The sequence below is a fragment of the Spirosoma migulaei genome (assembly GCF_054776855.1).
In genome coordinates, this window is sequence record NZ_BAAHBG010000027.1 from 401,394 (window position 1) to 425,862 (window position 24,469).

Sequence of the window (24,469 nt, forward strand, 5' to 3'; positions counted from 1 at the left end):
CATGAAAAAAGAAGCCAGCCACCCCTATATCATCAATTCAATTTCTGAATTGCACCGCCTGCTCGCCTTGCCCAAACCAGAGCATCCGTTAATCAGCGTTATCAATCTCAGTGAGGTAACCTGCCATTTTGATGAAAGCCTAAAAAGTGTTGTCTACAACTTTTATTCGATCTGCATCAAAAAGGACTTCACTGGGAAAATGAAATATGGACAGAACTACTATGATTTCGATGAAGGAATCATGACCTTCTTTTCGCCAGGTCAGGTCATTGCAACAGTTACGCCGGACAACATGGCGCTTAACGGTTGGTGGTTGGTTATCCATCCTGATTTTATCCTGAATTACCAATTATCCAGGCGCATTAAAGACTACGGTTTTTTCACGTATGCCGTGAATGAAGCTCTGCATTTGTCCGATAAAGAAGAAACACTCATGATGGCCATTATGCAGAACATCGGGCAGGAATATCGGTCTGTTATCGATAGCTACAGCCAGGACGTAATCGTGTCGCATATTGAATTATTGCTCAATTATTCCAACCGCTTTTACAATCGGCAATTCATCACCCGTAAAAATGCCAGTCACGATATACTGACCAAGCTGGAGGCCCTTCTTTCGGATTATTTTGACGGAACTACCGTACAGGAACTGGGGCTCCCGACTGTTCAGTACATCTCTGAAGCACTGCACGTGTCGCCGAACTACTTAAGCGATATGCTGCGGCACCTGACCGGGCAAAGCACTCAGCACCATATTCATAACAAACTGATTGAGAAAGCGAAAGAGATTTTATCAACTACCTCATTGTCTGTCAGCGAAATAGCTTACCAGCTCGGCTTTGAATACCCACAGTCGTTCAATAAACTATTCAAGAGCAAGACCCAGGTTTCACCCCTTGAATTCAGGCAATCATTCAACTAACTAGACTACCCGTGGTGTCGGTTACTTATAACCGACAGTGGTGAGGTTTCTCAAAACCTATTGAAATTGCATGAATAGGTTTTGAGAAACCTCACTAGTGTCAGGTTTGGAACCTGACACCACCTAAACACCATACGAACAACGCTTAACTACCGCCGAATCAACACGCCTGGATGCGCACCCGTAGCTTTCTGGCCCTGATAAACCAGTTGCCCAGCTACCCAGACGGCTTCGATGCCGGTTGAGAGCGCCTGATTGTCGCCAATACGGGCGTTGTCCTGTACGGTATCTGGATTGAACAGCACCAGATCCGCATAGTAGCCAGACGTAATAACACCCCGATTTTTCAAGCCCAGGTGTTCTGCCGAAAGCGCTGTCATTTTATATATGGCGGTTTCAAGCGGCATCAGTTTCTGGTCACGTACGTAGCGGCCCAGAACGCGCGTGAACGCTCCATAGCCGCGTGGATGGCCATCGTTGGCCCCGTCGGAGCAGATATTTGTGTGCGGCCAGGCCAGGAAATTCTTCACGTCGGGCTCGTCCATGGACTTACCCATGATGGCTTCAACTCCGCTGGCATCGGGATTCTTTTCGGAAAACGCCGACGCTTCAGCAACTAACCCCATCAGTGTTTGAGCCGGTTTTTCCTGACGCATTTGTGCCACTTCGCCAACAGTTTTTCCGGCATAGGCAGGATTGGCCGCAAAGCGCACAAGCACCGATTTCGATGGATCGAACAGTTGATTCACCGCAAATTCAGCACTGGCCAGATTGGTATAATCCCGCTTGGGAAACAGTACCCGAAGTGTCGAATTCCAGTAATCATACGGGTAACAATCGGCGGTAATAGTAATCCCTTCGGCGCGGGCTCGTTCCAGTTGAGCCAGCAAACTAGACGACTGCCCCCATTTGTCGCGCAGCGCGATTTTCAGGTGAGAAATCTGAACAGGCATCTTCGTTAAGCGTCCAATCTGGATAATTTCGTCAACGGCATCATCAATCTGTATATCCTCGCTACGAATATGGCTAATATACCGTCCACCCGAATCAGCAGCAACCTGCGCCAGTTGCAGTACTTCATCACGATTCGAGAAGAAAGCCGCTTCGTATTCCAGTCCCGTCGACAGTCCGAGCGAGCCCTTTTGCATCTCTGCGCGCAGGAGTGTTTTCATTTTGTCGACCTCCTCGGGTTTGGCCGTGCGGTAAAGTCCATTGACCCCCATTGCCTGTTGCCGCAAGGTGGCATGTCCGGTATAGGTGGCCATGTTGATGGCCACCGGTTGCCGTTTCAGTAACGCCTGTAAGGTATCCATCGAATAACTACCGCCATCCTGCCCGGACACGATGGTGGTAATACCCTGATTAACAGCCGCGAGCGCATCCGGTTTTAGTCCCGAAACATGGTGACTATGGCTATCGATAAATCCGGGGGCCAACACAAACCCTTTACCATCCGTGACGGTCTCGTTGGGAAAAGCGGTTAGTTCGCCAATTTCACGAATCCGATCGTTTAGCAGTCGAACGGAGGCTTTTCGGGGAGCGGCCCCGGTTCCATCAATCAGTCGAATATTTGAAATTAACTGAGTTTGGGGTAACTGGATTGTTTTCCCTTCCAGGATCTCCCGCGCAACTCGCCCGGCCGCATTAGTCCCGTTCGTCAAAACGATCAGCGTTTGTTTTTTGTCGATATAGCGGATAATCAATGTTCGAAAGCCAACCCAGCTACCGGTGTGCATCAATACCTTCCCCTTCTCTTCAACCATCCACCCAAAGCCGTAGGGATAGGTGGTGGCATCATTCAGTTTGACGGGTGTAAAAGCCTCCTGGAGCGTACTCGCCTTCACCAGTTTTTCGGTATACAGCGCTTGGCTCCAGGTCAGTAAGTCGTCGGCGGAGGAGTACACATTACCGTCGCCAACAACGCCATCCAGCCGGATGAGGTCATTCGGAACGTTTTTCCCATTTTCGCGCCCGAAGCCAAACACCCGATTTCGGGGCGTAGTACTGCTTTTATGGTAATAGATGTACGTATTTTTCAGCTTAAGCGGGCGTACTATATTCTTGTCAAAAAATGTCTCAATGGGCATCCCACCCACTTTGGTAATGATCGAACCAAGTAGCACATAGCCCGTATTGCAATACTCCCAACGATCGCCGGGTTGAAAAAGAACAGCGGGTTGGTATTGATGAAGCAATTGAAGCATGCTATCGTTGGTCAGTGTATCAAGCGGCCCCGTGTATTTCTGCGCCAGGTCGAAATATTCAGGCAAACCGGATGTATGATTAAGGAGATCACGCACCGTGATTGTTACATACGGAAAGTCAGGCAAATACGTTTGAACCGGCTCATCGTACCCCAGTTTGCCCCGCTCCTGCAATTGCATAATCATCATGGCGATAAACTGCTTCGACACGGAGGCCAGGTTAAAGGCAGAGCTGGTTGTCAGGCGTTCATTGGTTGTGATGTTGGCCGTACCCAATGCTTTGGTGTAGCGCACTTTTCCCTGTTCAGCCACCAGCACGACCCCATTGAACATAGCCCGGTCATGGAGCACAGTGAGAGCCGAGTCGAGGGTTTTCAGGCGATTGGCTAAAGCAGGGCTACCCGATTGCCCATAAACGACCGAACAGCTGACCAGCAAAACAAGCGTGAGGAAGCGTAAAAAATGAGTCATAGTATATTGGTTTTGGCAGGTGTTGGCACAATGGTCGATTGTTTTACGGTGTATAGCGCAATGGCACTACTATGAACACGGACCATTGGAAGTGTAGCGACTTGTTGCAAAAACAGTGTGTATTCTTTGATATCCTGCACAAGCACTTTCAACTGATAATCAATGGTACCGGCCAGATGGTAGGCTTCCAGTACATCGGGCATCTGTCGAATGCTCTCTTCAAAACCACTGATATTGTCTGGCGTATAGTCGGGCATCGACACGTTGCAGAAAACTACCATGGGCCGACCTACTTTTTCGGGGTCGACTAAGGCTACATAACCGGCAATCACCCCGTCGCGCTCCATGCGCTTGATCCGCTCAAAAATAGGCGTCGTGGTCATGCCTAATTGTTCCGCTAACTCTTTAATGGTCAGCTTGGCGTTTTGCTGTAATAAGGTCAGCAAACGCAGGTCCGTATCATCCAGCATATCCAGTGTAGACTAGTTTTCTTTTCAATATACAAATCTGTCGCTCAAAAAGAATAATATTCTATAATTTCTGACAAGTCATTATTTTATTCAACTAATTAAACGATTATAAGAACGAATTCATAGATTTATCGAAATTTTTAGAACAATTTGGAGATGAGTAATCGGGCTATTCTACTTACGGATGGCATTTTAAGCACCCCGAATGCCAAAACGGCTCACGGACTAATTCGTGGATCGGACCGATATACCATTGTGGGTGTCGTGGATGCACCAACCGCCGGGCAGGACGCTGGTGCTGTCCTTGATGGACAAGTACGCAACATTCCCATATTCGCGTCGGTCGATGAGGCTCTTGCGCAGGTTGGGCCTGTGTCTTACGCCATTGTTTCGGTTGCAACGAGTGGGGGCGTTTTGCCACCAACCATGCTGACGGATATTCGTCGTAGTCTGGAAAAAGGATTGTCGGTTGTCAATGGCCTTCATGAATTCCTGAGCGAAAAACCCGATCTGGTTGCGCTATCCCAACAATTCGGCGGGCAGCTCATTGATGTTCGACGCCCCAAGACCCGCCAGGAGCTCCACTTCTGGACGGGCGAGATTAACCAGATAACCGCTCCAATTATTGCAGTCATCGGCACCGACTGCGCCCTCGGTAAGCGCACTACGACTCGCCTGATTCGGGAAGCCTGCGGACGGCAGGGTATCAATGCCCAGATGATCTATACCGGTCAAACCGGCTGGTTGCAAGGTGTGCAATACGGGTTTATTTTCGATTCAACGCTCAACGATTTCGTATCGGGCGAGCTGGAGCATGCACTGGTTTCCTGCTGGCGCGAAACTGGTGCCGATGTACTGTTAATTGAAGGACAAGCCGCCCTCCGAAACCCCAGCGGGCCCTGTGGCTCCGAGTTTTTAGTGTCGGGAAACGCCCGACATGTGGTGCTGGTTCATGCCCCCACCAGAATCTTTTACGACCATGAAGAACACTGGGGCCGTATACCACCCGTTGAAACCGAAATAAATCTGATCAATGCCTACGGCGCAACCGTTATTGCCCTGGCCTTAAATACCGAACATTGCAGCCGGGAAGAAGCCTTTGCCTATCAAAAACAATATGCAGACCAACTGGGTATTCCGGTGCTATTACCACTGGAAGAAGGTGTCGATGCAATTGTGCCTAGTATACAGACCTTAACTACCACCGTTCATGCGCATTAATGCCATTCGTGCCTATTGCCGGGATTTGACCCTAACCAAACCCTATACCATTGCTTATCAAACCATTTCGACCGTTGAGAACGTCTTTCTTGAAATTGAGCTGGTTCATGGTATTGTAGGCATAGGGGCATCAAATCCATCGCCCGAAGTAGTCGGAGAATCCCCCGATCAGGTTTTGCAAAATCTCCAAAGTGAGTGGGTAAACAGCTTAGTGGGGCGCGATATCCGGCTGTTTAATTCGCTGATCGACGAAGCCCGTCACCAGTTTCCAAATGCGCCGGGTACGCTGGCCGCGCTGGACATTGCGCTTCACGATGCGTTTGGCCAGTATCTGGGTGTCCCTATTGTTCAATTCTACGGTCAGAAAATCCGGTCGATGCCTACTTCCGTGACTATAGGCATCATGAACCTAGGCGATACGCTGGCCGAAGCAGCCGCATTTTATCAACAGGGGTTTCGTGTCTTAAAAGTAAAAACTGGCCTTAATGTTGACGAAGATATCGAGCGGATTGTCAAACTCCGTGAGATTTATGGAAAAAACCTAACCATTCGGGTTGACGCCAATCAGGGATATTCACTGGCTGACTTACAGAAATTTCTTGCTGCCACTCGTTTTGTCGATGTAGAATTAGTGGAACAACCCCTTCCTGTTGGGCAGGAGCTGGAATTATTGGCTTTACCCGATGAGACAAGGCGTTTATTGGCAGCTGATGAGTCGTTGAAAGGCCACAAAGCCGCCCTGAAACTGGCACATCAACCCCAGCCATTCGGTATTTATAATATCAAACTGATGAAGTGTGGAGGCATACGGGCCGCACTTGCCATAGCTATTATTGCTAAACCTGCTAACATTTCCCTATTTTGGGGATGTAATGACGAAAGTCGGGTGAGTATCGCTGCTGCCTTGCATGTAGCCTTTGCCTGTTCCAATACGCGCTATATTGACCTCGACGGTAGTCTGGATCTGGCTGAAGACATCGTAACGGGGGGCTTTATACTGAAAGATGGACTGATGCGCCCAACAAACGAACCCGGCCTTGGCCTTACCAGTCTGTCCTAGCTTCTGTATCTCTCAACCCATGCTCCCCTACTTCCCGTTTGGTCAACAGTTCAACGATAAGATGGGCACTTTCCCGCTGCTCGAAAGCGACCGGCTTGTGGAAGTCGATGAGCACTACCCAGCGGTGATTGCCCTCAAGCGGAAGCTTCTGACAGCGTTGCCAACGTACTACTACCAGGCGCAATCGGGTTATGAAACAGCCCAGTGGGAGGTTGTAAAGCTGATCGTTGAAAACCTGGTTCAGTTCTATCCTACTTCGTTTAGTCTTCGTCAGGAAGGCAATCGTTGGTATTGGCTAAACCTACGTTTGAACGAAGAAACAACATTTACATTTGGCGATAAACAAACCCTACCCTATGATCCATTGGATTGGGTGGGGCGGCAGGTTCAGGAAGATTTGGTTCTGCTGGCGGGCGACGATGCCCGATTAGTAGCGGGTCAGCTTTGTTTTGGGAACGACTGGAGTCTGGATGAGAAAATCGGGCTCCCTTTCTGGCAAATTCATGCACCCATTGTTTCGATAGTCGAGCCGATGATGCGAGCCGCCCAGCAGTTAATGACACGCCTGCCCGTGGGACGCCCGGTTTGGCGACTGAACTGGAGCGTGAAAGTAAGCGACCAACTGGATATGACAAGTCGACACAAGCCAAGCCTGGATCAGCTCCTTAGGGACACATTACCCTACCTAACCTCCGAAACGATTGGTGAGCAACTCTACCTGCGAATAGAACGGCAAACCCTTACCCGATTGCCCTTATCTGGAGCGGTCCTGTTTGGCATCCGAACCTACCAGAGCCTGCTTGCTCATGAAGCCAGCGACCCGGAGCGCGCCAGTCGTATGGCTAGTGTATTCAGCACTACCCCCCCAGCTATGATTGCCTATAAAAGCATGACGGACTTTTTACCCGCCTTGCTGGCTTATTTGGGCAAAACGTGTCGTAAATGACGTTTTTTATTCTTGTTATGGTGTCGGGTTCTCAAGCTTACGGTGTATACCCATCCTTGAGATGCCGTTAGGCATCAAATGTTTGTAACAAAACGGTCACATTCGACCATATGGGTCGCGTAGCGATCGAATCACACCCCTTGTTAGATCGCTACTCGATCAGAAAACAGGGTAAAATTCGGGTATCCCTACAAACATTAGATCGCTACGCGACCGAAAAAAGATGTGTATACACTGTAGGTTGAAGAATCCGACATTTTGTTCTAACTGTTATGTCGGGTTTGAGAACCCGATACTACAGAAACTAAATTAATCCGTATTATTACGATTTCATAAATTATTCTTTCGGCCATCTCCTCAAATAGCCAAATAATCGACATGAATAAACTTTCGCGCACAATCGAGTTACGTCCTGCCATTTTATTGGTTGTGAGCGGCATTGTCGGATCGGGAGTTTTCAAAAAGGTTGCACCCATGGCAGCTGAGCTAGGGTCCCCCCTTCTGGTTATGGCTTGCTGGATTGCCGCCGGGGTTGTTAGTCTGGCGGGGGCACTTACGTATGCCGAGATGGCAGGTATGTTTCCCCAATCGGGTGGCGAGTACGTTTATTTCAAGAAAGTGTACGGTCGTTTATTCGCTTTTATGTACGGATGGGGGGCATTCACGGTTATGCGAACCGCCACGATTGCTGCATTGGCGCATATTTTTGGTCAATCGCTGGTTTCCTTGATAGGGCTGGACAATGGAGTGGTTGAATTAGCGGTAAAATGTGTAGCAACTGGACTCATAACGTTTCTAAGCCTGATTAACTATAGGGGCGTCACATTTGCTGAGGGACTGAGCCGGGGACTTATTTATTTAACGTTTGGTGCCGTAGCCATCATTGCGGTTGTTGGTTTTGCGGCTAAAACGGGCAGTATTGCTAATCTGACAGAATCCATCTCTGTAAAAGCAACCACTGCTCACGGAAGTTTACTAGGATCTCTTGTCGTTGCATCGCTGGGTGCCTTTTGGGGCTACGAAGGCTGGAATCAGATTGCCTACATTGGCGAGGAGGTCAAAAATCCGCAACGAAACCTACCGATTGCCCTGGGCGTCGGAACGAGTATCGTTGTTGGAATTTACGTGCTGCTGAACATCGTTTACGTGTACGTACTCCCCATTGGCGACCTGGCAACGCTGGCCAGTACCCCCGGAAAAATTGCGGCTGTTGAAGTAGTCCGTCAGGCGGCTGGTTGGGCTGGTGCCCTGTTTATTTCCATCCTGATATTGGTCACCACATCCAACTCAACCAACGCGTCCATTTTAATGCCAGCACGGGTTTTCTTCGCCATGGCTCGCGACGGCTTATTCTTTAAAGCTGCTGCCGTTATCCATCCTCGTTATAAAACGCCATCGGTCGCCATATTGCTTCAAGCTGTTTGGTCGGTCATTCTGGTGTGGTCAGGTAGCTTCGATCAGTTAACAGACATGCTAGTGTTTGCCTCCTTTATTTTCTACGGTGCTACGGCCTTTGGTGTGCTGTTATTACGCTACAAACAACCCGATTTACATCGCCCCTACCGGGTTATTGGCTATCCCGTTGTACCTGCTTTTTTCTGTTGCTGCTGTATACTGCTGGTCGTGATGACCCTCATCAATCAACCCCGGGAGGCATTAACAGGGTTAGGCCTGATTGCCACCGGACTGCCCTTTTATTGGTATTGGCAATCCAAACCACCCGTGCCTGAGTCAGATCCCGTTGACATTATCGATATTGTTTAAGCGTATAACCATTAGACGAATCCGCTTCTTCTCTTTGTTACCAATCAGGGGTTTCGTGATTACGAGTTAGCCACCTGTTTCGGTTTTATGCAGCTTTCCTTGATAAACCCACTCCGCCTTCACCTTGCTGTGGTGGCACTGTTCCTAACGATCAATTCCCAGGCGCAATCGGCTTTGCCCCAAAGCCAGCGACTCCAGTGGTGGCGCGATGCCCGATTTGGCCTGTTTATTCACTGGGGACCCGTATCGCTCACCGGAAGAGAAATAAGCTGGTCGCGAAATGACTATGGCAAAAGCAAATACGACTCGCTGTATCGCCGGTTCAACCCCATACACTTCAATGCCAGGGAATGGGTGGCTCAAGCCAAAGCAGGCGGCATGAAATACGTAGTACTCACCGCCAAACACCACGATGGATTCTGCCTATGGAATACGCAAACCATACCCTATAACATCATGTCGACCCCATTTGGCCGGGATGTCTGCAAAGAACTGGCGGATGCCGTTCATGAAGCGGGCCTTTCCTTAGGGTGGTATTTTTCACCGGCCGACTGGAAAGATCCGGACTGCCGAAATCCGGTCAGTAACGATGCGTTTAACGCCCGCATGATGACTCAACTTACTGAATTGCTGAGCAATTACGGAAAGGTAAGCCTGTTGTGGTTCGATTATGAAGGCTCACCATCGCCTGCCAATCCGAAACCGATTTATGAACTCGCTCATCGACTTCAGCCAGGTATTATTCTGAACAACCGACTAGAAGCCTTTACGCCCGATGAATCACACAGTCAGCCGGGGAAGTATGGCGACTACACCACGCCTGAAGGGTTTGTTGCTGGGTTTGGACAAACACCCTGGGAAACCTGTACGAACATGGGGCATCAGTGGTCCTGGAAATTTGGAGATACCCCCAGGAGTCTACGCGAATCGGTCCATACGCTGCTTCGTTGCGTGGGTGGCAATGGCAATTTACTGCTCAATGTTGGTCCGGACAGTCTGGGGCAGTTTCCTCCCCTATTCGCGAACCGCCTGCACGAACTCGGGGCCTGGATAGCTCCCCGGTCAACCGCTATTTACGGTACCCTGGGCGGCCCCTATACACCCACCGGGTCCTACGTTTGTACCCGGAAGGGCAGCACCATTTACGTGCATATTTTGTCGGGTACGGATGGAATGATTACGTTGCCGCCCCTCCCCGCGATTCTAAAAAAGGCCACTTTGATGGATGGTCGTTCAATTGTTTTTAATCAGGGAAAGGAGAAGTTGCAACTTACGGTTCCGGCCGCTATGCGCGATTCTATTGCGACGATCATTGCGCTTACTGTAGATAGACCCACTGCGACCATACCATTGATTCGGCCGTTCACGAAAACGGGGTCACTTGCTTACACGAAGCCAGCCAAGGCCTCCAGCGAACTCAGTCATTTTTTACACGATGCCAGTGCTGCCCTGGACGATGACCCCAACACGTACTGGAAATTAGGTCGCCGGACAGACGCAAACTTTGAAGCAGCCTATGGAAAAGACCTCTCGTTTCAATCGGTAACAATACAGGCCATGTATAATCCGACTGGCTGGCTGGAAGTCGACCTGGTAAAACCGCAACGAATTGGGGAAATCGTTGTCAGCGATTTCTCATCGAAGCCCAATTCGAAGCCTATCGCTCAAATCGGACGATTTTCGATTCAGTATCAGCAGGGAAACGAATGGGTAACCCTATCCACTGGTCAGCAACCCGGCAGTAACTGGAGGCAGACAGTTTCCCCGGTGATGGCGCAGCGACTTCGGCTCGTTATTCAGGAGTCCACGGGCAGTATCGGCATCCGCGAATTTCAGGTGTTCCCACCTAAGGGCTCAAATTGATGCTATGGTTTCTCTCAATTACTCGATCACCGGATAATCTTTATCGATCCAGTCGGTTTTGAGGTTTTTGCTCACATTCAGCAGCTTGTGATTCTTGAACCCCAGTTCATTGAGCTTCGTAAACGCCGGGCGAACGTTTGGGCATTTTGCGAACGGGCAGCATCCGCAGTAGATCACTATATCGCGGTTCTTTGGCTCTTTGCTTAGCAATTTCTCCAACTTAGCCAGATTCTCAGCTTCGCTACCGGGTCCAACGCCGATTGATGTTTTAATAGTAGCCGCCGGGCCGATGCTGATAATGAGTGGCTTGGCCGCTTTCGCATCCGTAATGGTAGCCGCCAGATCGGCAGGTTCGAGCAGCTGTTCCGGGCGCCAGGGCTCGGCGTTTTTCCAACCTACCTGGGCAATAACGAGGCAGAGAATGAGGGCAAGGCCAACCAGTGAGGGTACTACTTTTGTAAGTTTCATAGCTATATAATTAACGCAATACGCGTCTGTTGACAATGTTCGACTAATGCGGGCCAAAAATACGCGAAATGCCCGGCAATCAAGTCATAATACGTTACCAAATCCTCGATTGCCGTATCTAATCCCGAGGGGTAAGCCGTTCGGCGGGAGACGCCTTTCAATGAGCGGTCAATGCCGTCAAGAAACTGATAACTCGTTAGCCAATCCTGCCGAATCATGTAATCGGCCATGCGAGCGGCACTAGGCGGTAGTACGAATCGATTTTCCTGTAATGTCTGATAGAAATACGGAATAAACTCCGCCAGCACCTCGCCTGTTAGCAACTGAAAATTGATGGCCAGAAAGTGGTCAAAAAAAATATCGACAGCGGCTCCCGCATATTTGTGGCAGCGCGGATGCAACAGATCCCGTACAGCCGCAACATCGGGATGGCCGTCCGTAAACGTATCAATGGCGCGGTGCAGACGAACGCCAGCAACTACACCCGCTGTCAGGTTATGACGCGGGCTGGCCGGATCACCTTTGATAAAATCACCACTAAAATTCCCGAGAAGTAATTCTGTTTGTCGGCCCGAAAGATACGCGTGCGCCAGAATGTTCATGCCGCCAATTTCTCTGTAGATGGCACCACACCAGATACATAGCGCTCCACGGTTACGCCAAACCGACGCAGAAAATCGACGCCCTCATCGGAAGGTATACCTTTGTATTCAGCGTAGGAGTTCAGGTAAACAACCCGGGCAATTTTCATACTGTAAATAATTCGGGCGCAGGCAATACAGGGCGATAAGGTCACGTAGATGGTTGAACCTTCAATTTCAGAGCCATTTTTAGCTGCATACAAAATCGCATTTTGTTCTGCGTGCAACGCCAGCGAGCAGGAGCCTTTCGAGTCGCGGGGGCAACCTATACCGGGAAATTCTTCATCACAATTGTGGGTACCCGCCGGAGGACCGTTGTAGCCGATGGAAATAATCCGGGTATCGCGGGTCAACACGGCCCCTACCTGCGCCTTGATGCAATGCGACCGTTTGGCCAGATTCACGGCCAGGTCCATGAAAATATCATCGAATCGCGGTCGGTCTACCGTTGGGTTGGCATGAGAAATTGGGGTATCCGTTGAGGGTGTCATCCCGTAAAGGTACGTGCGGATTCAGGTAAATAATAGGTTAAGGGAGCATTTAACTAACTAATGTCACTTATCTTGGTTTTAGTTAACTAAAGGCACAGTTTTTGTTCTTATTTTCAAGTATCCATACAACTCCTTCAGCTTGCCTTCATGAAGATTTTTTTTCTGTTTTTTTCCAGCCTGCTTATCTCCTTTGCCACCCATTCTCAACCGATTGTTCATGTTACACCATCTGGCGCTGGCGACAAGAGTGGTACATCCTGGTCGAACGCGATACCCGGTACGCAGTTACCAAACCAAGTAGCTACTGCATCTGCCGGAACGCAATTCTGGGTAGCGGCCGGAACGTATAAGCCCACTACTACAACCGACCGATCACCTTTTCAAATTGCATCTGGGGTTCAGTTGTATGGCGGTTTTAGCGGTTCAGAAACTAGCTTATCATCTCGTCGGCTAACACAGCCTTCAAGTACCACCCTATCAGGAGATATAGGTATATTAAATAATACTAGTGATAATAGCATTTCCGTAGTCGAGTTTGTTCAAGTATCTGAAAACACTCGTCTGGATGGTGTAGTCATTACCGGTGGGAATGCAAAAGAGACTTTTCCATATGGCGGTGGAATTTCCAATCGATCCTTCCCGAACCTTCCAGCTAATAATTATAGTGCCCCAACCATCAGTAATTGTACAATTACTGGTAATTCCGCCTATTTTGGTGGTGGCATCTTTAGTGCAACTTTTACTGACAACAGCAAGAGTCCTTCTATTATTAACTGCATCATAGAGAATAATACAGCAGAATACGGTGGAGGTGGAGTTGCCCTAATTCGGGGTAATCTTGCAATGGTTAACACCAAAATCGTCAATAATACGGGAGGTGGCTTTGTGAATGGCCTTGACGGGTATGACGGTAATCCTACTCTTGTAAATTGTCTAATTGCTGGTAATTCCTCCCTAAGTGGTGGTGGAATTGTTGACAACAATGGACATATGGTGCTCACAAACTGCTCAATCGTTAATAATCATGCTCAATTGTATGGTGGTGGCATAGTAAGTGATACCAGTGCTGCCAGAGCAACCCCGCATCTACTACTTACAAATTGCTTTATTTGGGGAAACACTGCTTTGTATGACAGAGGAATTCAAACGAATATAAGGCATTTTTCAGTTACCTATTCTATAATCCAGGACGGCTATCCTGGAATAGGAAACCTTACTACAGACCCCCTCTTTGTCGACAGAATCAACTACGATTTTCGACTAAACCCCAATAGCCCCGCTATTAACGCGGGTGATCCAACCAGTACAGGCCTTCCTATCACAGACCTTGCCGGGTTACCCCGCATACAAGGCGGACGAGTAGATATAGGTGCCTATGAGTTCACCTCCTGTTTCGGCTTTCCTTGTCTGCCTTTTTTTGTGGAGAAGAAAAAATAAAGCCATCACAACCTACCTAATAAACCTACAGAATTGCCCCTAAAAATTGTACTGAACACAAGGCTTCTTCTGTCAGCCTGTGTGAGCCGGATTACTAGCTGTTTTAATTGAATTCTCCACGTGGCCTGAGCAGCAGGCATACCTGCGATAGGCGTAAAAACTTGCTTTTTAGCGTGTAGCCAGCCCTAGGTGCATCGTTTCATGCATCGTGGATTTCGTCGAATCTCGCCCAACCATGTAATCCTATAAAGTTGTTTATCGGCCCAAAAAAGTAATTAGTCTAGCCTTGGATGTCCCAAACTTGTTAGCCTAACCGAGAAACAAAAATCGCCGTTCCCCTTGTTTTAGTATACCAAATAATCTAAAATTGCGACTTTATATTATTGTGTTAAGTGTGCACAACAGAATATGAGTTAAAGGCGGGTTGCCGGCGGCACAGTCACTCGTCTTGGTTAGGCTTTAGGCGCACATTTCCGAGCTACTTGTGATAGGTTGAACATTCTAGTTGAGCATGTTTTAAACGTAGAGCTCAGCTAGCAGAAAGAAAGTAAGTGCTCACAGTCTTGACTATAAGTCAGCTCGGTTTTAAAATTATGTCAGGTGTATATGAAAGAAAAATTATCGACTGCTTCTGAATTAATCATTTCTATTTTAAGTGTCTGTTATCTGGTGGGAATGATTACTACAAATTTTTATTTAGCTAAGTACAATATTTCCAATTCTGATTTTATAGAAATAAAATACTTTTTCATTGGCGGAATTTCACTCTACCCCTTTGTTATATTTATCATATTGCTAAATGGTTTTAATTATATAATATTTTATGACACATATAATCACTTCAATAATTATTATTTAAATTTATTAATTGTTATAACAAAAAAAATTATATTATTATTTTTTTTGTTTTTATTATCAATTGTTTCCTATCTATTTTTTGTTGGCCCTAAAACTATGGTAAAAAAAGTAGGCGAAACAGTAATGAGCTTCAATGAATTAAAAGCTTTATTGGTTCCTCAATTATTTTTCCTTGGAATACCAATGATAATTTTATATTTTTTATACAATGAATATTATACTGATAGAGAGTCAATTAAGAAATTAATTTTACTAAATAATAGTAAGATTGAAATTCCGGATTTCCTAATTACTGAAAAATATTCTGTCATAAACCTTTACATAAAAAACTTCACCAAATTAAACATAAATGACGAGAAAATAAGTGACTATACTCGAGTTATAGTATCTATTTTAATCGGCATTTTTGTGTTTTTCATGTTTAGCTATTTAGATTTTTTCGCTAAATTTATTATCCCTAATATTTCGCAGTCTTTTGGCGGTGCTTATCCAGTATGTGTAAGAATAATTAAGGATGATGCTTGCAAAGAAACTTTGCAAGGTACTTATAATAATATTCAAGCGAACGAAAGCGAAATTGCCGATACTTATCTGTTCATGGAGTTATCTAATAAATTGATAATTTCTGATAAAAAAAAGGATGAAAACCCTATTGCTGTTTATAAGGATGCTTGTGTCAAAGCAATAATTTTCGAGTAAATCATTAAATACCGTTCTATCAGAATTTAGGCCGTTGTGATTGAGCAACATCTAAGTTAGCCTGGCATGCGACAAGCTGCACGTCAATTTGGTTGGTTGCCGTTCAAGTGTTATAAGGCAGCCTTCGGACGGCAAACAGGGCAGCTTCGAAATTAGGCTTGGGCTCATTGGCCGGATTCCTATTGACAGATGTCCCACTTAGTTTGTGCCAGCACTTGCTTGATAATTTGGTGAAATTTAATCCTGGAATTGCAATTATGTATAAATGGCTGACATTATTTTTCTGGGTGATAATAATTGGGCAATCATACTGCCAGACTGCGATAATTCCTATCCGCCCTTGTAGTGATTTGATTAAAAATGACCCAGCTATTGGATTGTATATTTGCAAGAATGAAACTGCACAATTTTGTTTTGATGTAGTTTATAGTCAGATTTCTGACGCAAGAACAGGGACCATCACGTATGCAATTCCAACAATCGAGATAACGCCAGGATTACCTATAGATTTTTCTCCGGGGGTTGCCCATGTTACCCCATTAAATACGGTAAGCGGAAGGACGGTTTATTCCATTAGATTCACGACATCATATACATTGATTGATAGAAATGGAGCAATTTTACGAACTACACAAGGTTATGAAGGTAGTTTTAGTCTAACCGTTATTGACCCAAAACCCACGGTTATTTCCTCTAAAGGCCTCTTATTGTTGGATGAGACCGCTATACTTACTGGTGATGGGTGTGTTACAGATAATGACTACGAATGGAAAAACGATTGCGATAATTTCTGGACTAAATCATCCATAAATAAAATAACGGTAGGTGTAGGAACATTTAGAGTAAGGTGCGATACTAAAGTTTGCAATGTTGGTCAAAGTGATCCTAGTAGTCCAATAAATATAATTAGCGACACCCCTCCTCCAAGCACTCTTAATTGTCAAAATCCTTTAGCTGAAGATATTTATAACTTCACCAGGAATGGTCGGGATAATAGAAAAGATTACCATCAGTATAATGTGGTGACCTCTGTCTGTAAAACAAATTCAGGAAATTCTAAGTGCACGGTCGAAAATGTTTGGAAGTCATTGAAGGATAATGTCTGGAACAATGCACCAATTCCTAAAGATGCAATTCCTTATGGCGCGGGAGGTATGGCTTTGTCACAATTATTGTTTACTACGGTGGATCAAAAAGTTAATAACTGTGCTCGTGTCGTTTTACCAGCTGTTACTTCAGTTGCTATCAATCTGTTACTATTAAAGCAGTATGGCGGATCATTGGGAGGATTGTTCAGACGATATTTAAATCAAAACATCACAGGAAATCCTATAACTCAAATCATTGATGAACATACACATTCAATATCTAATTATACTGAAATAGGGCATTTTCTTTACCCCGGCAGAGTTGTTAGAACAATTGTAGAAGAATGCGGGGAAATTAAACTAAAAACGGTTGGCGTGGGACGTTCTTACTTAGGAGATACATCCGAAGGACAAGCAATGGGTGTGGCTAATACCACAGCAGGCGCATGGCTATTTCAACAAGTAGATTCAAGATTTTTAAAATCAATCAACAAGTAAAAAAAATGAGATTTATCGTTACTATATTTCTATTATTTTTTTCTTTGTCTAAGTCAATGGGGCAAGTAGAAAATTTACTAAACACAACATGGAAGTATAGTAGATTAATTTTAGTTACCTCTACTGACTCTTTAGATTTATATAATTCAGACTCTACAACTAATACCTATGATGTAAGGAATATAAAAATAACATTCAAAAATGAAAGTTTATATAGTGGAATCGATATATTCAATTCACCAAAGTCAGGTAATTGGTCTTTATATAAAGACCAATATTTAGTTATGGATGATGATACAAGTCAAATCCTGGATAATAGTTATAAAGGTCTGAAAATTAGAAATTCTTTGAACTATAGTAATGATGATTTAAATATTACCGGTGAACTTATAACCATACTTCATAAAATAGTGCCAGCAGTAAGCTTCTGTGAATCCCTTAAATCTGGGGACTGGGTTGATTCTTCCATTTGGTCGTGCGGACATGTACCAACATCAGATGATGTGGTAGTAATTAATTCTAATCATTCTATCACCGTTTCTACTACTTCAGCCCAAGCACAACGTATTATTTATCACGGCGGAATAATTAGATTTTCCTCCTCCGACAGTAAAATTTTTGTCAAAGGGATAGATTGAATAGGCCTTCATTGACGACTTACACATTCTGCAAGAGAACGGATTAGAACGTGTTTGAGACTTATTATAGGCTAAGCTCGAGCCATTTTTGTATCGACCAAGATGCACAAAGCACTAAACAACGGAAACTACTGAGCGACGCTCATTGGGCTGCAATTTCTCCTTTTTACGACTTGACGCCAACGGAGTTATGGTTTACGGCGAATCATCAACTAAAGGAACATTTCCTTGGCATGACCGCTTTCCAAATAAACCTGATAATCAAGTATTGCACTTAGCGCAGCTTATTCAAGTTGAATTTCCCACATATGGAGAAAAGCAAGTGAGTAGCAATGACACAATGGCTAATTTTTTATTCGCACGGATTAACAGGCGCTCATCAAGTTGTATACACCCATTCGTGAGATTCATAACGACAAGAATGCGTTTGAGTCCTTAACAATCGACAGCCGGAGCGGCATTTTTGACTTATCCTGTACCGATGAAAACGGTACTCAGTTCATTAGATGCAATTAGGATACGCGCCCTGCTTTATTCAACGCATTTAGTTTTATGCATTACACAAGTTTAATACTTCGGAGTGAGCAGGGTGAAATCATTTATACTCAAATGGCATTTATATCAACTTCTGCGAGCGTGGGGTTGAAACGGCCAAGTTGGGCGTGCAAGGCGGGTTACTGGCCAAAGGTTGCATATCCCTGCGGTAAGATACACATTCGGCAGATTGCGGCTGGTAGCGCGAATACCCCACAAGTCAAGGTTTGCTGGGTAGCATCTTTGCGACAGAGTTAATTGAAATGCCTAATTTAAGAGATACATGTTGGGTGTGCTGGTATTTATAGTTGGCTTAGGAAGCAAAACGTTCAACTCCCAACCTGGTCTATTAATGGAGCAGAATAACGACCATTTAGTTTCAAAAGGAAATCCTGGAAGAGTTTAAAAATATTAACCAAATTGCAAAATCGGATTAGCCAACAGGGTTTCTAGCTGCTCCGCTTGCGGTAGCTTTTGGTCGACAGGCTGCTCTCTCCCAAAGGTACGAATTCGGCAGTTCAAGAAGTTAACTTACTCGTAATCAATGCATTTAAATATAGAAACAATTAAAAAATAGCAGTATGAAACGTAAACTCGTATTCGTTTTATTAGTTCTGGGCCCATGTTTTTCAACATTTGCTCAACAAAAGCAGGCTCCTAAATCCGAAAACCAAGCGGACGTTGTCGAAAAAGGTCTGGTTAAGGTGTCCATTTTATACCCTTATGCAGAAGGTAAAACGTTCGATATGGATTATTACGAAAAAAGTCATATGCCATTTGTAGCAGGTTTGTTAGGGTCTAATTTGGTACGTTATACCATAGAAAAAGGTATTTCAAGTGGAATCCCCAACTCTCCATTACCATTCATGGCTATTGGAAGTTTTTATGTTAAGAGTCTACCTGATTATCAGGCGGCTATCGCCCCAAATAGAGAGGCTATACGGGCAGATTTTCCGAAGTACACCAATATCAGTCCTACAATACTGATTAGTGAAGTGGTAAAGTGATTTTTAAACTTTTCAGAAACGCCCGGTTTGTCCAGTTGGGATTTGCTCTTCGGCGTTGTGTGCGCCATAGGTCATGTGTTAACTAGTTCATGTTCATTGACTAACCAACATCCATACACTATGAACTCAAGCATAGAATTTCTGAACCCGGACCAATTACTAAAAAATCCTGCTTTCTCTCAGGTAGCCATTACAAAAGGAAATGGAAGTACAATTTATATTGGCGGCCAGAACGCAATAACAAAAGACCTGGAAATAATTGGGAAAGGTGATATAACCTTACAAACAGAGTATGTTTTAAAAAACATTGAAACTGCTCTAAATGCCTGCGATGCCACGATAGATGACTTGTTTAAATTAACAATTTATATTGTTCAAGGCCAGGACGTACGAAAGGGCTTTGAAGGCGCTCAGGGCTTTCTGAAAAAATTAAGTAATCCCCCTGTAATTACTGGAATCATTGTTGCCGGTTTAGCCAATCCCGACTATTTAGTGGAAATTGAAGCGGTTGCCTTCAAAAGAGAAAAATAGGTAAGGTGAACTGACCAAAATTGCCCTACAGCTACGATTGGTATGGGTGCAACAATACAGCACATGACATGCGTATACGGTATTGAAAATACCTAATCGGTCAAAACCAGGGCATTCCAGAAGGTCTGTCTTTATCAAACGATGCTGATCAGAAATCAGCGGTGGAAGAATCTAATCCTTCTGGTAATTCACCTAACGAAAATCATGAAAAAAAATAACCAGCTGGCATGGACACGGCGGACATTTATTAACACCTTAACCGGAGCAGGAACAGTACTGGCCATGAACCCGCTGCTGTCATGGGCTGGCGATGCAGCCCATCCAGATGAGATCGATCCACGGGTAACCACAATCGTAGCCAACACGATTGGCGTTGATACTCACAATCATATCGATGTTCCGCTAGATGCTGCCGAGTTGCCGGGTCCAACAGTCGATCTGGCGGGCGAGATGAAGAAGTCAGGCTTATCGGCTATCTGCATGACATTTGCTGTTGACTATCAACAGTTACGTAACCCTGGCGATGCCTATAATCGGTTCATAACCGGATTGGATGCAATGGACCAGATGCTGCAAAGCAACAACCTAAAGCGTTCAATGAATCTGGCCGACCTGCGTTCTGCTCATACGAAGCACCAGCCAGCACTTATTCAATCGGTTGAGGGTGGTCACTTTCTGGAAGGGCATCTGGATAGGCTTGGGGTAGCATACAGCCGAGGCTTGCGGCACCTTGGACTGCTTCATGACAACGATGCATCCGTGCCTTTGGGTGACGTTTACACAAAACCCGCTCAGTATGGTGGACTAACTGCGTTCGGTGCCGATGTCATCCGAGAATGTAATAAGCTCGGTATTCTTGTAGACCTTACCCATTGCAGCAATGATACAATAAATGCGGCCTTAAAACTCACAACCCACCCGGTGCTCATTTCTCATACCGGGCTCGATACACAACTGGGACAGAATGAAAATATGGCTAAAATGATGCGCCCACGGCTCATCAGTAAGGAACAGGCGAAACGGGTTGCCAACGCAGGTGGAGTTATTGGGGTATGGACACATCTGGCAGATTCAACACTAGCCTATGCCCAGAATATCAGAGCTTTGGTTGACGTCATCGGCGTTGACCATGTCTGCATCGGCACCGATACCAAACTGACTCCGGCTTACCGATCTGCCGCTAGCTTTGGTTCCAGACCGGGTGGCCTAGCTCCCCAACCGGGCGGAAGTAATCCCGGTACGCCACCTCAGGATGGTCGACCAGGTGCTAATGCTAGTCAAAATGGCCCCGGCGGTAGAAATAGCGGCCGAATTGGCGAACGTACGAACGAAGCCTGGCAGGATCAGCAGGCTGGTTTCTATTACGCGGTCGTTGATGCGTTACTTAAGACAGGCTTTAGCGAAGACGAAATTGGTAAAATAGGGGGCGGTAATTTTTGCCGGGTGTTTGATTCTGCCACTTCGGGTCATAAATAAGTCAACAACACGGTCAATCTGATGAAACCCTAACCGTATTTTTATACCCATGCAATCAGACGCCGAACGGATCAGTAGTTTATATCAACGGAATGCCTTGCAATGGAATAAGGAGCGAAGTCGTAGCCTGTTTGAGAAAGCGTGGCTTGATCGTTTTCTTGCGCTCAACCCACCCGGTGCTTCAATTCTTGATTTAGGATGCGGTATGGGCGAGCCGATTGCAAAATACTTACTTGAGCAAGGTTGCTCGGTAACTGGCGTTGATACTTCCCCCACGTTCATTGACCTATGCAGGAACCGCTTTCCTGAGCAAAACTGGATAGTAGCTGACATGCGAACCGTTGTTATTAAGAAGAAATTTCAGGGCATTTTAGCATGGGACAGTTTCTTTCACCTTACCCATGCTGACCAGCGTTGCATGTTCCCCGTTTTTCGAACGTACGCTTCCCAGGGTGCAGCCTTACTCTTTACAAGTGGTCCTGCCTACGGCGAAGCAATTGGCAACTATCAGGGGGAGCCGCTTTACCACGCCAGCTTAGATTCTGCTGACTACCAAGCCCTTCTTCAGGAACAAGGCTTTACCGTTGTCGAGCACATTACAGAAGATCCCACCTGCGGGTACCGTACGGTCTGGCTGGCCCGATTGAATGAACTGGTAGTCGATCTGGACTAAGGCCGTATTTTACCATTTATACCACGCTTCCTTGGCTGGCATACTTTTACCAGTAAATAGATTTTATCTATAGGTAGATAAAAACAATAGATGAAAACTATAGCAAAGATTAGTCTAGATTTGGCTCGTTAAACAATTAAACTCTACCGAAAATGGAAAATATCGAAAGGCAGGACACACAGGATCCATCCGTTTGGGACGTCAACGACCAAAGTAAAGTTAATACCGTAGGCAAATGCCCATTTTTGCATGGTGAGCTAAATAAAAGTGCTGGCGGTGGCACCCGAAATCGTGACTGGTGGCCAAATCAGTTAAAGTTGAATATCCTCCGTCAGCATTCGTCGCTGTCTGATCCGATGGGCGAGCAGTTTAACTACGCCGAGGAATTTAAATCGCTCGATTTGGCGGCCGTTAAGAAGGATATCGTGGAGTTGATGACCACATCTCAGGATTGGTGGCCAGCTGATTATGGTCATTATGGCCCTTTCTTCATTCGGATGGCGTGGCACAGCGCGGGCACTTACCGCATTGGCGATGGCCGCGGTGGCGCGGGCGCGGGTACGCTTCGCTTTGCCCCACTCAACAGCTGGCCCGACAATACAAACCTCGACAAAGCCCGCTTGCTGCTTTGGCCGATCAAACAAAAATACGGACGGAAACTTTCGTGGGCCGATCTGATGGTTCTCACCGGCAACTGCGCTCTTGAGTCGATGGGCTTGAAGACGTTTGGCTTTGGCGGTGGGCGTGAGGATGTTTGGGAGCCAGAAGAAGATGTATACTGGGGTTCCGAAACCAAGTGGTTGGGCGATACGGTTCGGTATGCCAACCCCCATGAGCGTACGCTTGAGCAACCCCTCGGCGCAGCTAATCTGGGTCTCATCTATGTGAACCCCGAAGGCCCGGCAGGCAATCCTGATCCGCTTGCCTCTGCTGTTGATATTCGTGAGACCTTCGGTCGTATGGCCATGAACGACGAGGAAACCGTTGCCCTTATTGCGGGTGGGCACACCTTTGGTAAAACTCACGGTGCTGCTGATCCCGGCAAGTACGTTCATTCAGAACCTGAAGGTGCAACCATTGAGGAGCAAAGTCTGGGCTGGAAAAACACATTTGGCAGTGGACATGGCCCCGATACCATAACCAGTGGTCTTGAGGTAACCTGGACCAAGACCCCCACCCAATGGAGCAACGATTACTTTGATCACCTGTTCAACTACGAATGGGAGTTGACGAAGAGCCCAGGTGGAGCGCACCAATGGCAGCCAAAGAATGGGGCCGGGGCTGGTACTGTGCCCGATGCCCACGATCCGTCAAAGCGCCATGCTCCCATGATGCTGACGAGTGATTTGGCGTTGCGGGCAGATCCTGCGTACGAGAAAATTTCAAGACGTTTCTACGAGAATCCGGATGAGTTTGCCGATGCGTTTGCTCGGGCGTGGTTCAAGCTAACGCACCGCGATATGGGCCCGATCGAGCGGTACCTTGGCCCGGAAGTACCTACCGAAGAGCTTCTGTGGCAAGATCCTATCCCCGCTGTGACCCATCAACTGGTGAGTGATCAGGACATCGCTAACCTAAAGGCTCAGATTCTTGCTTCTGGCCTGTCGGTGTCGCAACTGGTATCTACTGCCTGGGCTTCGGCGTCTACCTTCCGTAACTCTGATAAACGAGGTGGTACTAATGGTGGTCGTGTTCGTCTGGCACCGCAGAAGGATTGGGAAGCCAACAATCCGGCGCAACTGGCTACCGTGCTGGAGAAATTGACCAGTATCCAACATGAATTCAACAATGCGGCTGGTGACACGAAGATTTCGATTGCCGATCTAATCGTATTAGGAGGAAATGTAGGTATTGAGCAGGCAGCTAAGAATGCGGGTCACGAGGTAACGGTACCTTTCAGACCAGGACGTGCTGATGCATCGCAGGAACAAACTGACGTGCAGTCATTTGAAGCACTGGAACCAAGTGCCGATGGGTTCCGCAACTATCTGAATCCAAGACATAAGTCTGCGGCAGAAGACATGCTGATTGACAAAGCCCAACTGCTGACGCTGACTATTCCTCAGTTAGCAGTTCTTGTTGGCGGCATGCGTGTGCTGAACACGAACTTCGATCATTCGAAACACGGTGTCTTCACGCAACGTCCAGAAGCGCTCACGAATGACTACTTTGTCAACCTACTCGATATGGGTACCACCTGGCGGGCAACTTCGGATGCCCAGAACGTATTCGTGGGTAGTGACCGGAAGACGGGCGAACCCAAGTGGACTGGCACGCGTGTCGATCTGATCTTTGGCTCTAACTCCGAACTTCGTGCTATTGCGGAAGTATACGGCTGTGGTGATTCGCAGGAGAAATTCGTGCGGGACTTTATCGCAACCTGGGATAAGGTAATGAATCTGGGTCGATTCGATCTGGCCTGATTGCGAAAGCAATGGTTATTTGAATTCTAGTGAAAAAAGGTGGTCTGGCAACGGGCCACCTTTTTAGTTCCAGTAGCCTAGTTCAC

General features: G+C 46.5%; 20 protein-coding genes. 15 read left to right on the forward strand and 5 right to left on the reverse strand.

The features are described 5' to 3' along the window. Position 1 precedes the first annotated feature (1 nt). A complete protein-coding gene (locus ACYVGO_RS26565) occupies positions 2-922 on the forward strand; it encodes a helix-turn-helix domain-containing protein (protein ID WP_460971865.1) in 921 nt (306 codons plus the stop codon). A gap of 149 nt (positions 923-1,071) precedes the next feature. Here the strand turns inward: ACYVGO_RS26565 and ACYVGO_RS26570 are convergent, their stop codons facing one another. Then, a complete protein-coding gene (locus tag ACYVGO_RS26570; protein ID WP_460971866.1) occupies positions 1,072-3,597 on the reverse strand; it encodes a serine hydrolase in 2,526 nt (841 codons plus the stop codon). Continuing rightward, positions 3,594-4,067, reverse strand: coding sequence for an Lrp/AsnC family transcriptional regulator (locus ACYVGO_RS26575; RefSeq protein WP_460971867.1), 474 nt, complete (start codon positions 4,065-4,067; stop codon positions 3,594-3,596). Before ACYVGO_RS26575 ends, ACYVGO_RS26570 begins: the two co-directional genes overlap by 4 nt. A gap of 156 nt (positions 4,068-4,223) precedes the next feature. Here ACYVGO_RS26575 and ACYVGO_RS26580 point away from each other — a divergent pair, with 156 nt between their 5' ends. The 5 genes from ACYVGO_RS26580 to ACYVGO_RS26600 all read left to right on the forward strand — a co-directional run bounded on the left by ACYVGO_RS26580 (position 4,224) and on the right by ACYVGO_RS26600 (position 10,921). After that, positions 4,224-5,288, forward strand: a complete 1,065-nt coding sequence (locus ACYVGO_RS26580; RefSeq protein ID WP_460971868.1) for a DUF1611 domain-containing protein — start codon at positions 4,224-4,226, stop codon at positions 5,286-5,288. Next, entirely contained in the window at positions 5,278-6,348 is a 1,071-nt protein-coding gene (locus tag ACYVGO_RS26585; protein ID WP_460971869.1) for a mandelate racemase/muconate lactonizing enzyme family protein, read from the forward strand. The genes ACYVGO_RS26580 and ACYVGO_RS26585 overlap by 11 nt, the downstream gene beginning before the upstream one ends. A gap of 19 nt (positions 6,349-6,367) precedes the next feature. Then, positions 6,368-7,294 (forward strand): heme-dependent oxidative N-demethylase family protein, encoded by a 927-nt coding sequence (locus ACYVGO_RS26590; RefSeq protein WP_460971870.1) that lies wholly within the window; start codon positions 6,368-6,370, stop codon positions 7,292-7,294. Between the two features lie 378 nt (positions 7,295-7,672). Continuing rightward, positions 7,673-9,058, forward strand: a complete 1,386-nt coding sequence (locus ACYVGO_RS26595; RefSeq protein ID WP_460971871.1) for an APC family permease — start codon at positions 7,673-7,675, stop codon at positions 9,056-9,058. Positions 9,059-9,145: 87 nt separating this feature from the next. Next, a complete protein-coding gene (locus tag ACYVGO_RS26600; RefSeq protein WP_460971872.1) occupies positions 9,146-10,921 on the forward strand; it encodes an alpha-L-fucosidase in 1,776 nt (591 codons plus the stop codon). A gap of 18 nt (positions 10,922-10,939) precedes the next feature. Here ACYVGO_RS26600 and ACYVGO_RS26605 read toward each other — a convergent pair whose 3' ends face one another. From ACYVGO_RS26605 to ACYVGO_RS26615, 3 genes are read right to left on the reverse strand one after another with little or no spacing between them, the layout of a single operon-like run. Continuing rightward, positions 10,940-11,389, reverse strand: a complete 450-nt coding sequence (locus tag ACYVGO_RS26605; protein ID WP_460971873.1) for a rhodanese-like domain-containing protein — start codon at positions 11,387-11,389, stop codon at positions 10,940-10,942. Positions 11,390-11,391: 2 nt separating this feature from the next. After that, on the reverse strand, positions 11,392-11,991 hold the full coding sequence (locus ACYVGO_RS26610) for an acyl carrier protein phosphodiesterase (protein WP_460971874.1): 600 nt from the start codon (positions 11,989-11,991) through the stop codon (positions 11,392-11,394). After that, on the reverse strand, positions 11,988-12,521 hold the full coding sequence (locus ACYVGO_RS26615; RefSeq protein ID WP_460971875.1) for a deoxycytidylate deaminase: 534 nt from the start codon (positions 12,519-12,521) through the stop codon (positions 11,988-11,990). The genes ACYVGO_RS26610 and ACYVGO_RS26615 overlap by 4 nt, the downstream gene beginning before the upstream one ends. Before the next feature lie 147 nt (positions 12,522-12,668). Here ACYVGO_RS26615 and ACYVGO_RS26620 point away from each other — a divergent pair, with 147 nt between their 5' ends. The 9 genes from ACYVGO_RS26620 to katG all read left to right on the forward strand — a co-directional run bounded on the left by ACYVGO_RS26620 (position 12,669) and on the right by katG (position 24,383). Beyond that, a complete protein-coding gene (locus tag ACYVGO_RS26620) occupies positions 12,669-13,958 on the forward strand; it encodes a choice-of-anchor Q domain-containing protein (protein WP_460971876.1) in 1,290 nt (429 codons plus the stop codon). A 606-nt stretch (positions 13,959-14,564) separates the two neighbouring features. Continuing rightward, a complete protein-coding gene (locus tag ACYVGO_RS26625; protein WP_460971877.1) occupies positions 14,565-15,515 on the forward strand; it encodes a hypothetical protein in 951 nt (316 codons plus the stop codon). 215 nt (positions 15,516-15,730) lie between these two features. After that, a complete protein-coding gene (locus ACYVGO_RS26630) occupies positions 15,731-17,101 on the forward strand; it encodes a hypothetical protein (protein WP_460971878.1) in 1,371 nt (456 codons plus the stop codon). Then, entirely contained in the window at positions 17,050-17,739 is a 690-nt protein-coding gene (locus tag ACYVGO_RS26635) for a hypothetical protein (protein WP_460971879.1), read from the forward strand. The genes ACYVGO_RS26630 and ACYVGO_RS26635 overlap by 52 nt, the downstream gene beginning before the upstream one ends. Before the next feature lie 1,115 nt (positions 17,740-18,854). After that, the gene (locus ACYVGO_RS26640; protein WP_142772890.1) at positions 18,855-19,280 is read left to right on the forward strand and encodes an EthD family reductase; all 426 of its coding nucleotides are present in this window, start codon (positions 18,855-18,857) and stop codon (positions 19,278-19,280) included. Positions 19,281-19,400: 120 nt separating this feature from the next. Further along, positions 19,401-19,811, forward strand: a complete 411-nt coding sequence (locus ACYVGO_RS26645; protein WP_460971880.1) for a RidA family protein — start codon at positions 19,401-19,403, stop codon at positions 19,809-19,811. Positions 19,812-20,015: 204 nt separating this feature from the next. Next, positions 20,016-21,287, forward strand: a complete 1,272-nt coding sequence (locus ACYVGO_RS26650; RefSeq protein WP_460971881.1) for a dipeptidase — start codon at positions 20,016-20,018, stop codon at positions 21,285-21,287. 49 nt (positions 21,288-21,336) lie between these two features. After that, entirely contained in the window at positions 21,337-21,960 is a 624-nt protein-coding gene (locus ACYVGO_RS26655) for a class I SAM-dependent methyltransferase (RefSeq protein WP_460971882.1), read from the forward strand. A gap of 152 nt (positions 21,961-22,112) precedes the next feature. Continuing rightward, positions 22,113-24,383 carry a catalase/peroxidase HPI gene (gene katG / locus ACYVGO_RS26660; RefSeq protein ID WP_460971883.1) on the forward strand — a complete coding sequence of 757 codons (2,271 nt, stop codon included), beginning with the start codon at positions 22,113-22,115 and terminating at the stop codon, positions 24,381-24,383. The last annotated feature ends 86 nt before the right edge of the window (positions 24,384-24,469 follow it).

What these genes read in the sequence shown, in the direction of transcription:
- ACYVGO_RS26580 (WP_460971868.1), top strand. Translation starts at nt 4,224, where the DNA reads ATGAGTAATCGGGCTATTCTACTTACGGATGGCATTTTAAGCACCCCG.
- ACYVGO_RS26565 (WP_460971865.1), top strand. Translation starts at nt 2, where the DNA reads ATGAAAAAAGAAGCCAGCCACCCCTATATCATCAATTCAATTTCTGAA.
- ACYVGO_RS26570 (WP_460971866.1), bottom strand. Translation starts at nt 3,597, where the DNA reads ATGACTCATTTTTTACGCTTCCTCACGCTTGTTTTGCTGGTCAGCTGT.
- ACYVGO_RS26610 (WP_460971874.1), bottom strand. Translation starts at nt 11,991, where the DNA reads ATGAACATTCTGGCGCACGCGTATCTTTCGGGCCGACAAACAGAATTA.
- ACYVGO_RS26645 (WP_460971880.1), top strand. Translation starts at nt 19,401, where the DNA reads ATGAACTCAAGCATAGAATTTCTGAACCCGGACCAATTACTAAAAAAT.
- ACYVGO_RS26640 (WP_142772890.1), top strand. Translation starts at nt 18,855, where the DNA reads ATGAAACGTAAACTCGTATTCGTTTTATTAGTTCTGGGCCCATGTTTT.
- ACYVGO_RS26575 (WP_460971867.1), bottom strand. Translation starts at nt 4,067, where the DNA reads ATGCTGGATGATACGGACCTGCGTTTGCTGACCTTATTACAGCAAAAC.
- ACYVGO_RS26625 (WP_460971877.1), top strand. Translation starts at nt 14,565, where the DNA reads ATGAAAGAAAAATTATCGACTGCTTCTGAATTAATCATTTCTATTTTA.
- ACYVGO_RS26655 (WP_460971882.1), top strand. Translation starts at nt 21,337, where the DNA reads ATGCAATCAGACGCCGAACGGATCAGTAGTTTATATCAACGGAATGCC.
- ACYVGO_RS26605 (WP_460971873.1), bottom strand. Translation starts at nt 11,389, where the DNA reads ATGAAACTTACAAAAGTAGTACCCTCACTGGTTGGCCTTGCCCTCATT.
- ACYVGO_RS26635 (WP_460971879.1), top strand. Translation starts at nt 17,050, where the DNA reads ATGGCTATTTCAACAAGTAGATTCAAGATTTTTAAAATCAATCAACAA.
- ACYVGO_RS26585 (WP_460971869.1), top strand. Translation starts at nt 5,278, where the DNA reads ATGCGCATTAATGCCATTCGTGCCTATTGCCGGGATTTGACCCTAACC.
- ACYVGO_RS26615 (WP_460971875.1), bottom strand. Translation starts at nt 12,521, where the DNA reads ATGACACCCTCAACGGATACCCCAATTTCTCATGCCAACCCAACGGTA.
- ACYVGO_RS26620 (WP_460971876.1), top strand. Translation starts at nt 12,669, where the DNA reads ATGAAGATTTTTTTTCTGTTTTTTTCCAGCCTGCTTATCTCCTTTGCC.
- ACYVGO_RS26600 (WP_460971872.1), top strand. Translation starts at nt 9,146, where the DNA reads ATGCAGCTTTCCTTGATAAACCCACTCCGCCTTCACCTTGCTGTGGTG.
- ACYVGO_RS26595 (WP_460971871.1), top strand. Translation starts at nt 7,673, where the DNA reads ATGAATAAACTTTCGCGCACAATCGAGTTACGTCCTGCCATTTTATTG.
- ACYVGO_RS26590 (WP_460971870.1), top strand. Translation starts at nt 6,368, where the DNA reads ATGCTCCCCTACTTCCCGTTTGGTCAACAGTTCAACGATAAGATGGGC.
- ACYVGO_RS26650 (WP_460971881.1), top strand. Translation starts at nt 20,016, where the DNA reads ATGAAAAAAAATAACCAGCTGGCATGGACACGGCGGACATTTATTAAC.
- katG (WP_460971883.1), top strand. Translation starts at nt 22,113, where the DNA reads ATGGAAAATATCGAAAGGCAGGACACACAGGATCCATCCGTTTGGGAC.